Origin of the sequence: Mesorhizobium sp. M1C.F.Ca.ET.210.01.1.1 (assembly GCF_004791585.1) — a bacterium.
Lineage (GTDB): Bacteria > Pseudomonadota > Alphaproteobacteria > Rhizobiales > Rhizobiaceae > Mesorhizobium.
Map to the genome: position 1 here is coordinate 72,710 of NZ_SRUU01000024.1, position 10,809 is coordinate 83,518.

14 protein-coding genes are annotated in these 10,809 nt (G+C 58.9%); 8 read left to right on the top strand and 6 right to left on the bottom strand.

The window, feature by feature from the left end:
* Positions 1 to 437 precede the first annotated feature (437 nt).
* The 6 genes from EN853_RS34120 to EN853_RS23770 form a co-directional block, all read right to left on the bottom strand.
* Positions 438 to 599, bottom strand: coding sequence for a hypothetical protein (locus EN853_RS34120; protein WP_167524594.1), 162 nt, complete (start codon positions 597 to 599; stop codon positions 438 to 440).
* Positions 600 to 622: 23 nt separating this feature from the next.
* The gene (locus tag EN853_RS23750; RefSeq protein ID WP_127861707.1) at positions 623 to 1,039 is read right to left on the bottom strand and encodes a hypothetical protein; all 417 of its coding nucleotides are present in this window, start codon (positions 1,037 to 1,039) and stop codon (positions 623 to 625) included.
* A 12-nt stretch (positions 1,040 to 1,051) separates the two neighbouring features.
* Complete coding sequence (locus EN853_RS23755; RefSeq protein WP_127861708.1) at positions 1,052 to 1,591, bottom strand: hypothetical protein; 540 nt, start codon at positions 1,589 to 1,591, stop codon at positions 1,052 to 1,054.
* 111 nt (positions 1,592 to 1,702) lie between these two features.
* Complete coding sequence (locus EN853_RS23760; RefSeq protein ID WP_127861709.1) at positions 1,703 to 2,416, bottom strand: thermonuclease family protein; 714 nt, start codon at positions 2,414 to 2,416, stop codon at positions 1,703 to 1,705.
* Positions 2,413 to 2,958 carry a thermonuclease family protein gene (locus tag EN853_RS23765; RefSeq protein ID WP_127861710.1) on the bottom strand — a complete coding sequence of 182 codons (546 nt, stop codon included), beginning with the start codon at positions 2,956 to 2,958 and terminating at the stop codon, positions 2,413 to 2,415. Before EN853_RS23765 ends, EN853_RS23760 begins: the two co-directional genes overlap by 4 nt.
* Entirely contained in the window at positions 2,955 to 3,563 is a 609-nt protein-coding gene (locus tag EN853_RS23770) for a hypothetical protein (RefSeq protein WP_127861737.1), read from the bottom strand. Before EN853_RS23770 ends, EN853_RS23765 begins: the two co-directional genes overlap by 4 nt.
* Positions 3,564 to 3,630: 67 nt before the next feature.
* Between EN853_RS23770 and EN853_RS23775 the strand changes: the two genes are divergently transcribed.
* The 8 genes from EN853_RS23775 to EN853_RS23810 are packed head-to-tail and all read left to right on the top strand — an operon-like array spanning position 3,631 to position 10,796.
* Positions 3,631 to 4,671 (top strand): lytic transglycosylase domain-containing protein, encoded by a 1,041-nt coding sequence (locus tag EN853_RS23775; RefSeq protein ID WP_348631603.1) that lies wholly within the window; start codon positions 3,631 to 3,633, stop codon positions 4,669 to 4,671.
* Between the two features lie 13 nt (positions 4,672 to 4,684).
* Positions 4,685 to 5,032, top strand: coding sequence for a TrbC/VirB2 family protein (locus EN853_RS23780; RefSeq protein ID WP_127861711.1), 348 nt, complete (start codon positions 4,685 to 4,687; stop codon positions 5,030 to 5,032).
* A 2-nt stretch (positions 5,033 to 5,034) separates the two neighbouring features.
* Complete coding sequence (locus EN853_RS23785; RefSeq protein WP_127861712.1) at positions 5,035 to 5,334, top strand: VirB3 family type IV secretion system protein; 300 nt, start codon at positions 5,035 to 5,037, stop codon at positions 5,332 to 5,334.
* A 3-nt stretch (positions 5,335 to 5,337) separates the two neighbouring features.
* On the top strand, positions 5,338 to 7,749 hold the full coding sequence (locus EN853_RS23790; protein ID WP_127861713.1) for a VirB4 family type IV secretion/conjugal transfer ATPase: 2,412 nt from the start codon (positions 5,338 to 5,340) through the stop codon (positions 7,747 to 7,749).
* Positions 7,746 to 8,831 carry a lytic transglycosylase domain-containing protein gene (locus EN853_RS23795; protein ID WP_127861714.1) on the top strand — a complete coding sequence of 362 codons (1,086 nt, stop codon included), beginning with the start codon at positions 7,746 to 7,748 and terminating at the stop codon, positions 8,829 to 8,831. Before EN853_RS23790 ends, EN853_RS23795 begins: the two co-directional genes overlap by 4 nt.
* Positions 8,832 to 8,842: 11 nt before the next feature.
* Complete coding sequence (locus tag EN853_RS23800) at positions 8,843 to 9,547, top strand: type IV secretion system protein (protein WP_127861715.1); 705 nt, start codon at positions 8,843 to 8,845, stop codon at positions 9,545 to 9,547.
* Positions 9,548 to 9,557: 10 nt separating this feature from the next.
* Positions 9,558 to 9,761 carry a hypothetical protein gene (locus EN853_RS34760; RefSeq protein ID WP_127861716.1) on the top strand — a complete coding sequence of 68 codons (204 nt, stop codon included), beginning with the start codon at positions 9,558 to 9,560 and terminating at the stop codon, positions 9,759 to 9,761.
* A gap of 15 nt (positions 9,762 to 9,776) precedes the next feature.
* Positions 9,777 to 10,796 (top strand): type IV secretion system protein, encoded by a 1,020-nt coding sequence (locus tag EN853_RS23810; protein WP_127861717.1) that lies wholly within the window; start codon positions 9,777 to 9,779, stop codon positions 10,794 to 10,796.
* Positions 10,797 to 10,809 lie beyond the last annotated feature (13 nt).

Consider the following 10,809-nt stretch of genomic DNA (forward strand, 5'->3'; position numbering starts at 1 on the left):
CTTTGAATGAGCCAGATGGTACGGTCTAAAAGTGAAATTTCACGAAGGCAGACCCGCTTTTTTCCGCACTATCAGCTTGGTCAAGTCTGCAGTACGCGCGAATTTTTTGACCCAGACCACCCTAAGCGCGTCAGGCCAGCTATGCTGCCGCCAGCGGCTCCAGCAATATGATTCTAATATTCTACTCCAGAAGTTTGCGGACGCGGGCGCCGGCGATAGACAAACTCAAATGGCAGACGGGAGGCCGCTGCGGATCGGCAAGTTTTTCGCGAAATCATCTCGGAAGCCGCCATTCCCCTTCCGGCCCCGTTCGAGACATTTAGAGTGTAGAGTGCGACCCAGGAGAGGACTGCTCCTGGCGCATGGCCGTCATTCGTGCTGGTCCCAGCGGGCGACTGCTCACCACCCAAACGGAAGTCCGTGTCGGTTACCGAACGTCAGAATTTCACCACTAGGCGGATGAGTCCGGCCTGTGCCGCGCCGGTGACGATTCCAAAAAGCAACGCAGCCAGGAAGTTCCAGCCAAGGCAGAGTGAGATGACGAAGCAAACCACGGCTGTTGCGAAGACCGTCACGTAGTCGAGAAATTGATCTTCCATTACGAACACCTTTCCGTATCGGCCTAGAAGATTGTGGCAACCCATTCGCCGTTGGCCGCCCTTGCGAAGCCGACAACACGATTGAGGGGCTGTGCCTCGGGTGAGATCTTGACCGTGGTCATGCACGCAACGCCGGGACCGTTGTTGTTTTTGTCGCACTGGCCAAGGGCAAGCGAGATCTTCGGCGTGTCGTTGCGATCCCAGACCAACGGTGAGCTGGATTGGGCGTTCTGATAGGCAGCCAGGGCCTCACCCTCTGACGGTTTTTCCACGACTGGCAGAGGACACAGTGAGGGATCAGCGGCTATCGCCGCCGTGAGCTCGGCCTTGGGAACGGTCCTTGCCTCGACAGTCGGGTGTGAAATTACCAGCCAGGTTCCGCCGGCGCCGACCACAAGGGCGGCGCCGGCTGTTATGGCGAGTAGGACGGCATTGTTCATCGATCTGACCCACTAGAGATTCAGATTGAACCAGTGGCGTTGCTTGACGCCCTGTTCATTCGGAATGTCGAAGTACCAGGGATCAGCGCGCCTCGGCCGCTGCAAGGAAATTTCCTTGATGCAAGAGTCTTCTCCGTCACGGGCCCGGCGATTCAAAATCACGCCGGCTTGATTGGCAGGACCCTTTAGACCGGGGTGCGTTTGACAGGTGTTGAGGGTCTTGACGCAACGATCCGGCACGCCGCGATTTCCGTCCCGGCCATATTGGCTGTAGCCGATCTTGGTGCCTTCGGGGCAATCGGCATAGTCCTCACGACCCGGTGCACCGGCGTTTGCTTCGTTGCAGATGGGCCACGAGAAGCCAGGCTTCGACATGGCAGCAATAAGTTTGATCATCGGCGGGATGCAGTATTGCACGCCATGCCAGGACGGGTTTTGCGAGGCTGCGCAAAGCAGGACTTGGCAGCCCCAGGATGCGTCTTGTGCCTTGGCCGCTGTGGCTGGAAGGAGTGCGGCGCCGGCGAGGCCGGCGGCATAAATCAGGTGTTTCATGTCGGGCGGTCCTCTCGATGATAATTGCGGGCATCGCCCACGACAGACGGTGTGCGGCTAGAGTGGAGCGGTTCGCTTCGAAGCGTCTGGCACGTAGACGAAGTCCGGCAGCTATCGGTCTGTCCTCAACGGTCGCTTGCGGGCATCGGCAAAAGGCGGGGATATTTCACTCTCGCGTTCGGCCAGCAGATTGAAATCAGCGATCGGCCGGCGCTCTAGCGTCTTGTCGACCGCCTTGCGGCGCCATTCATTCATGTCGAGCACGTAGGTTGCCCACATGCCGTAGCGCGCGGCCATGGCGTAACGCTGATAGGCGGCATATTGGCCATTGACCGGATAGGGAGAGGCAACCCGCGCCCAACCGACACGGAGCATTTCCAGGGCAAGATCTCGAGCGCCGGTGGTGCAACGCGCGATCGCCGTACCGTCGACTCTGTAGGAGACGACGTTGCAGGTCACCGACTTGTCGCCGACCGTCCGTTTAAGCCATGCCTTGGCAAACGGTCCGCACGGAACGGGTGGAGGGGCCTTCACGCGCTCGCGGTCTTCCCACTTGGGATCGAGTGCCCATTGCGGCAGCTCGCACGCGTCGATGTCGGCCAGTTGGACTCTCTTTGCGTACTGAGGGTACCAGAGCGTCCGCCCGTCCATCACAGCGACCCGTCCCCCTAGAACAGGATGCACCCCGGTCACCTGGGCGGCGGATGGTTCTGAGGCTGGCCGGTAGACCTTGCGGACAGGCTCATTCCTGGTGACATCCGCCGCTTCGACGACCTCAGCGGTGAGGGCAAGCATTGCAGCCGACAGGAGGAGTTGGGCTTTCATTGCTTCGCCTCCTTCTTGGCGCGCTCGTTGGCTGTCTTGGCCAACAGGACTGCCGGGTGCACAACATCGGAAAACTGCCAGAGACCGGCCTTGCGTTCGCGGGCGTCCAGCTCGGCCACGGAGTACGGCGGATGAAGTGGCATGCCCTGATCATCGAGCGAAGCGAAGGCGTAGCCGCTCGAAATCATCATGGTGGCGAGGTCGAGGCGATCCTTGCCAACGGTGGCATAGCAGATGACGTAGGTTAGGTCCGCGGTCTCGGCGACCGGCGCGCAAACCGGCTTGGTGTCCTTGATATAGGCAGCAAAAATTGCCAGGGAGGCATCGCCACAATCGCGCTTTTGCCCCTTCAAGTCGGTGTACCTGGTGCCCCGAAGGCAGGATTGAATGCCAAAGAGGCGATAACGTTGCCCGTCGGCGACCCAAGTGTCGCCGGTTTCCAGTGTTATCCCCGGCTCCAGGTCGAAATAGCCATCAGGCGCACCAAGTGCCGTTGCAACACCGGCCACGGTGAGCGCAAGGGCGAGTGGAAACCTCTTCATTGGGCTTTCACTCGCGGATCGGCCCACATGCCGTAGGACCCTTTCTTGCCGACATCTTCGGCCTGCGCGAGGTCCGGCCGGTCATAGGAGCCATCGGGCTTTTTTGTCAGGCGCAACGCGCCAAGAGACAAAAGCTGTTCCTCGAACATATCAACCGAATCGAGGCTGCCGGGATAGTTATAGTAGCCGTAGCAGGTAGCATTCTGCGTCGGTGACGACTGCTCGCTGACGAAGGCCCGGCAGAAGATGACCTTTGGGCTTTTCAGCATGATTTGCAGCTGCTGTTGCGCGAAGTCGGCGCAAGTGCCGGTAAAGCCTTCCTTCCTGTTGACCATTTCACCTTGGCACGGCTGGAGACCGTAAAGGTGAAGACTGGTCTTGCCATCGACCCGGAAGTCCGTGGGCGATACCGCCACATATCCGGATGCTGACGCGTAGCCCTTTCGGTCCACGGCTTTGCCGCTGCCGTCATAGTATTCGACGACCAGCACCGTCTTGCCCGGTGCCGCCAGCGACTTGATGTAGTCCTTGTTGACGTTGCCGACCGACCAGGCCGGCGTTGCCATAACGCAACCTGCGAATGCAGCAAGGATGGTCCGTTTCATTTCCAGCCCTTTACCATATTGGTTCATGCCGAATCCCACTTTTGGGGTTTAAGTGTGGCGCAAAAACTTGTATCGCTACACCAAATCGGTTCATACCATGGCGAACTTAATCGGTTTTCGCCACAATCTCAACACCGCAAATGAGGCGGCCGCGATGACAAAAAGGGCTGGAGCGAGCAGTATCGGAGGCAATGGAACTCTGATTTGTCCGATCCTGCTGAATGTGCTCCTCGCTGGCGCCGCAATAGCCCAGGAAGCGCAGAAATCCGCCGATTTTGTTAGTAATTTCGCGCAAGCTGAAAGTGCCACTGACGCTGTTGACGCTGCCATCAGCCAAATTTTCGATACTAGATGGGGCACAAGGGGCGGTGATTACGTGCTCAGGGAGGACGGCGTTGTCGCACCAGAGAAGACACCCAAAAAGGATCGTCAGGCAGCTACCCATATTGGCGCGCTGAAGCGAGCGTACACGACGGAGGGCGGCACCACAGACGATACCATCATGGGTAATCTGCCGACAGGACAGATTACCCAAAATGTCTTAGCAAATGCAGATCAAGACAGCACGCCAAGCGTGCAGGCATGCGGTCCGTCACCGCTGAGCCCTTCGGAAATCAAGAAATTGGTTGTCGATGCGGCGCGGCGTCACAAGGTCGACGAGGTTTTCGCCACGGCGATTGCCTGGGCGGAAAGCGGCTTCGACCAAACTCGCAATTCGGACAAAGGCGCACGCGGCCCCATGCAGCTAATGCCTGCGATCGCCGAACGTTTCCAGGTCGAGGACATCTGCGATCCGGAGCAGAACATAGAAGGCGGTATGAAATACCTACGGGTCCTGCTCGACGAGTTCCAAAATCCTCTGCTTGTCGCCGCTGCCTACAACAGCGGCGAGCAACGCATCTACGAGTACGGCGGCATTCCGCCCTTTCGGGAGACCGTCGGCTACGTCGCCAAGGTGGTCAATTACCAGCTCGGATTGCCCATGCCGGCGGCGAAGGCAAAGCCCAAGGCATCCGGGACAATCGCAGACGGCGGCGAGAACGGCGACGTCGGGGTCATCGCCGTGAAGAAGACCGGCAAGTTTGTCAGTGGAGTGATGCACTTTTGAAGGAGAGAACGTCATGAAGTTCAATGCAATTGAGGGACCGGGGATCGGCGCATGGAAGCTGGCAGCCGTTCTTGGATTGGCCGCGGCAGTGCACATGGCCGGCGTCGATCTTGCCTTGGCGCAAAGTGGCGGCGCCGGCGGCGCCTTCGCGCCACTGCAGACGGCCGTTCAAATGATCGTGGATTTCATCACCGGACCGTTCGGGCGGCTGCTAGCTATCATTGCAGTGATCGGACTCGGTTTCCTCGCCTTCGCCGGTCGGCTGTCGTGGTTCACGGCCGGCGCCGTCATCGTCGGCATCGGTTTGGTCTTCGGTGCACCAACCATCGTCGATGAAATGATTGCAGCCGTCGGCAAATAGCGATGGCTGAGTTCGAGGACGAAAAGCCTGCCCTCACGCCGTTGGTGATCGGCTTGACCCGTTCACCGACGCTTTGGGGCGTGCCCTACATGGCCGTCGTTATCGTCGTCGGTTGCACGATCATAGGGTGGTTGGGCTCCAACTCCTTGTGGGCACTGCTGACCGCACCGGTCGCCTACCTCGTCCTTTTCACCCTGTGCACCTGGGACAACAAGATCCTCGACGTCATGCAGGTTGCGTCGCGCAAGACGCCCCGCACGCGCAACAAGAGCTTTTGGGGCACCAATTCATACGGACCATAGCCGATGCTGAAAGTCGTCACAGATGAGCTTGGGTTTGGGAAGGCCGCTCACAACGAGCGGCCAATGTCGACTCATATCCCCTATTTGCGCCATGTCTCCGATACTGTGATCGGCTTGGAAAATGGCGCCTTGATCAGCGTCATCAAGCTCGATGGCCTGTTCTTCCAGACTGAGGACCAGGCCACGCTAAACATGCGCTCCGTCGTGCAAAACACGATGATCCGCGCGCTCGGTTCCAGCCGGTTTTCGCTGTGGTCGACAGTCATTCGCCGCGCGGTTGAAACCGAGATCGGAGGCGCCATTGATGATCCGTTCTGCGACCTGCTCAACAAGCGTTACATGGAGCAGTTGCGCCACAAGCGCATGTTCACGAACGAGATCTACCTGACCATCGTAAGGTCAGGCATGCGGGGGGCGCTCGGTATCGGTCACACCCTTAAGCGGATACTCAACAACGCCAGCCGCGACGGCCGCTCTCAACAGTCACGCGAGGACGTGACGGAACTGGAGGAACTGGTCACCAACATCACGCGCGAGCTCGAGAAATACGGCGCGCGTGCGCTCGGCATCGCTCGCCGCGATGGCGAGCCCTATTCCGAACCCTGCGAGTTCTTCAACACTATCCTGACCTGCGGCGTGCCACGTAAGATGCGGCTCCCGCGCATGGGCATCAGCAACTATGTCGGCACCTCTCGGCTGCATTTCAGCAAGCGGACCATGCAGGCACAAGCCGCTGTCGACGAGGACAGCCGTTTCGGCGCGCTTCTGTCGGTAAAAGAATATCCCCCCTTCACAGGGCCGGGAATGCTTGACGGCCTTTTGCAAGTCAATCACGAGTTCATTCTGACGCAATCGTTCACGATCGCGGATAAGCCCATTGCTCAAGAGCGAATTACCCGCCTGCAGCGTCAAATCCAGGCCTCGGACGAAGCGGGTAGCTCGGTCGAACACGACATCGATTTCGCAGTTAACAGCCTGATGAACCAGGAAGTCGTTTTCGGCTTCCACCATCTGACACTGTTGTGCCTGTCGCGCGATCTGGAGGGCGTGAGCAAGGCGGTCTCCGAGCTTGGGGCATGCCTCACCGACATGAACATCAACTGGCTACGCGAGGATATGAACCTCGAAGCGGCCTTTTGGGCGCAATTGCCGGGAAACCACAGTTACATCGCCCGCAAGGCGTTGCTGTCGAGCGGCAATTTCGCCGGTTTGTCGTCGATGCACAATTTCGCGACGGGGCAATCCGACGGCGCGCATTGGGGCCTGCCGATCGCGATCCTCGAAACGACTTCGCAAACGCCGTACTGGTTCAACTTTCACCAACGCGACATTGGCCATTTCCTCGTCACTGGTCCAACCGGCTCGGGCAAAACGGTCGGCCTGACGTTCTTGCTTGCCCAGGCGATGCGCATCAATCCCGCGCCCAAGGCAGTTTTCTTTGACAAGGATCGCGGTGCGGAGATTTTCATTCGGGCGGTTGGCGGCACCTACGAGGTGCTGTCCCCGGAAACACCCACCGGCTTCAACCCTCTCCAGCTCGAGAACACCGGACCGAACCGGGAATTTCTCCTGCGGCTGCTAAAGGCAATGCTTCGCGCCAACGATCGTCGCGACTTTAGCCAGGAAGACGAAGACACACTCGAAAAGGCCTTGGCTCGGCTCATGCAAGAGCCCGCGGCTGAGCGTAACTTGGTGAACCTGTCGACCCTGCTCATCGGTCGCTCTCGCGCAGACGCCAACGACCTTCATGCTCGGCTGCGGCCGTGGATCGACGGCGAAAAGGCATGGTTGTTCAACGCTCAGCACGACGTTCTGTCGTTCTCAGGGCATCGTGTCTTTGGCTTCGACATGACCAACATCCTCGCAAATGAGGAGTTGCGCACACCGGCGCTGATGTACCTCTACCATCGGCTGGATGAGCTGCTGAACGGCGATCCTGTCATGTTCTTCATGGATGAAGGCTGGCAGCTGCTCCAGGACGAGACCTTCTCGGCGTTCATCGTCGACAAGATGAAAACCATCCGCAAGCTCAACGGCATTGTCGGTTTCGGAACGCAGTCGGCGGCAGACATCACCAAGGCCCGGGCGTCTCACACGCTGATCGAGCAGTCGGCAACCAACATCCACTTCCCTAATCCGCGCGCGGACGAGGAAAGCTACATCAGCCGCTTCGGCCTGACGGTCAAAGAATTCAACTTCATCAAAAACACCCCGCCCGAGAAGCGCACTTTTCTCGTCAAGCACGGGAATGACTCGGTCATTGCCCGCCTCGATCTGTCGTCGATGCCCGACATGGTGAAGGTCCTGTCGGGCCGAAAGAAGACGATCGAGGAGTGCGCAGCGCTTCGGGGAAAATACGGCGACGAGCCGGAAAAGTGGCTGGCTGAATTTTGCGGATGGGAGAAGGCCCAATGAGAAATTGTCTGGCCCTTGGCTTGCTGGTGTCAACACTCGCCACCCCCGTTCCGGCGATGGCGTCCGGTGTTCCCGTCAGCGACGGAGCAAACCTCGGTACAAAAACGGATCGGAAGGACGAGATCGGCGAAATCGAAAAGACCGACAAGGACCGGTATTCGATCAACAAAGGGGTGACCTGCTCCGTCTACAGGGAAGGTCGCAAGGACGATCCGGCCGCGGCCGCGCAAGCCAACCCTGAAATCGCCGGCCTGGTCAAAAGGGTCGCGCGGGAAGAAGGCGTCGACGAGAACCTTTTTATGGCTCTCGTCTACCAGGAAAGCCGCTTCAATCCGTGCGCCCAATCTGGCGCCGGCGCATACGGCCTCACACAGCTGATGCCGGGGACGGCGAGCGATCTCGGGGTCAATCGCTACAATATCGAGTCCAATTTGCGTGGCGGCGCCCGCTATCTGAAACAGCAGCTCAAGCGGTTCGGCGGCAACGTGAATCTGGCACTTGCCGCCTACAATTCCGGTCACGGCAGCGTCCAGAAATACGGCGGCATCCCGCCGTTCAAAGAAACGCAGGGTTACGTCAAAAAGATCACCCAACAGTGGCTGCCGGCACTCGGTGGGGCGAATGGGGCGAACATCCCGATCAACTATGGCGGCGGCAGCACATCGTACACTGGCATGCGGGATTCGACGATCAACGCCATGGCGACGTCGCAAGCCACGCAGGAGAGCGGCGCCAACGTCGTGTCATGGCTGCAGCAGCTCGGCGGCCTGACCACTGGAACCATTCAGGACAGCTGGGACCACAATTCCGGTGCGCGAAACGCCAATCTCGAAATGATGAACCAGGTCATCCTGCTCGGGACGACAATGGCTGACCTGTTCAATTCAAGAAACGCGATGCAGCTGACTGAAACGTCAGGCTCATCTCAGTCCTCTGGAGACAAAAATAAAGGCGAGATGCCGCGCGAAACCACTGGTCTGTGCGACCCGCGCGAAGGGTTCACCTGGAGCCCGGCGGACCAAGCCTGTGTCCAGAAGCGCGAGCGTGAATCCACCCTCAACCTGCAACTCAAGCTTCAATAAGGAGACCTTCTATGAAGCGCTCTATCCTCACTGCGTGTTCGGTTCTCTTTGCTTCCGCGGCATGGGCATCAGGTGTGCCAGTCATCGACGGCGCCAATCTCAAAGTGGCCAAGGAAACGGCCATGACCACCGACAAGATCCTGAACACGAACAAGGACATCCTGTCGACTGTCGAAGACACGTTGAAGGCCGTCACCGGCGATCGCGGCGGTGACGCCAACCAGATGCAGAATCTGGCTGTTGGCAACGGTTTCAGCGTGTCCTCCATGCCATCCTTCGACAGCATCATGTCAGGCGGTGTGCCAAATTTCGGCGGCATGGGTGGCGACATCAGCAAGATCGCGACCACCTTCATCAATGGCCTGCAGCTGGTGAAAAGCCTCTCTGGCAAGTCAAACAGCGGCTTTTCCAGCGACAAGTCCTATGAAGAGCTGATGAACACGGTGCTTGGCGTTTCGGCCCTTGTGACCGGATCGCAGAAGGCCGTGACGGCGCGCCGGAGCGCCCTTGAGCAAGCGGGACAGAGCATCGGCCAGGCTCAGGACATCAAGGGGTCGATCGATCAGAACACCCAATTGCAGGTCCAGGCCGGCCTCACGATCAACGAGCTGATCGGCGTGATGAACGGTGCTGTCGGTTCCCTGCAGGCCGATAACCAGCGCCGGCTTACCGACATTTCCAACTCGAAGAAGGCGTTGACCTACGGTGGTAACTAACTCTGCACACATGGTGAAGGCCTTGTTCGCGGTCGTGATCGCTGCCGGCGTTGCCGGCTGCGGCACGGTCAAAGGCAAAACGGCCCCCTGCAAGCGACCCGTAAATCTGACGTCCTACGCGGCCGACCCTCGCCAGGAATGCGGTCCGATGTCGTACGTCAACGGCGACCCAGCCACGGCGGCGGCCGCGATAAAGGCGATGGCAACCCAGTAAGGACAATCGGCGGCAATGGAAGATTTCTTAGGCAACCTTCTCGACCGGATTGAAGACACCGGAAGAACCTTTTCGGAAAGGGCATATGGGATTGTCGGCGGCGAAATCATGCCGCTGCTCAACGTCCTGTTCTTGGCCTATGTCGCCTATTACGGCCTGCAGCTCTTCATGGGAACATCCAGGGTCAGCGTTGCCGAAATCATCGGCCGTGTCGCCCGAATGGTGGTCATTTTGCTGATCGTCAAAGAATGGAGCAATTTCGACACGCTGTTTTACAGTTGGCTGAACAACACGCCAGAGGATGTCGGGCGCGCGATCCTGATGGCCACGGGAACCGGCATCACCGAACCGACAAATGGCCTGTCGATGATCTGGAAGACCGCCAATGAAGCAGCGGCGGCGTTTGCGGAACAGTCGGGCTACTTTGCCATTCTGCCGTCGATGATCGGCTTTCTCATCATGCTTTGCGTCGCGGTCTTTATCGCCGTCGCGCTGGCGATCCTGTTGCTGGCGAAGGTGATGATGTGGGTGCTGGTCGGAACAGCCCCGATCTTCATAGCCTGCATGCTGTTCGAGCAGACGCGACGCCTCGGGGTGTCGTGGTTCCAGCAGGTCCTTCTCTACGCACTGATACCGCTTTTCATCTATGTGGTTGCCGCCTTCCTCATCGCCGCCATGGATCCCGAGCTAACCAAGGTAACAAATGCAGCGAACCAACGCCGGCTGCAGCTCAGCGACGTGTCGGCTTTCCTGCTGCTGTGTTTCGCAGGGGCGTTCGTACTTTTCCATATCCAGGTGTTGGCGCAAAGCATCGTTGGCGGCGTCTCAGCGGGCATCGGCAATGTCGCGAGAGCTGTCGGCATGACGGCTCCAACGAAGGCACTCGACGGTGCACGCGGCGCGGCAGGCGTGGTCGGCAATGCCGGTATGCGAGCACGCGATCGTATCCAATCCGGCATGGTCGCCAATATTCGCACTGCCAATGAGCGCACTGCCATGCAGAACAAAATCACCAACAACAGCATGCCTCGCTGAGGCTGCTCGCTGG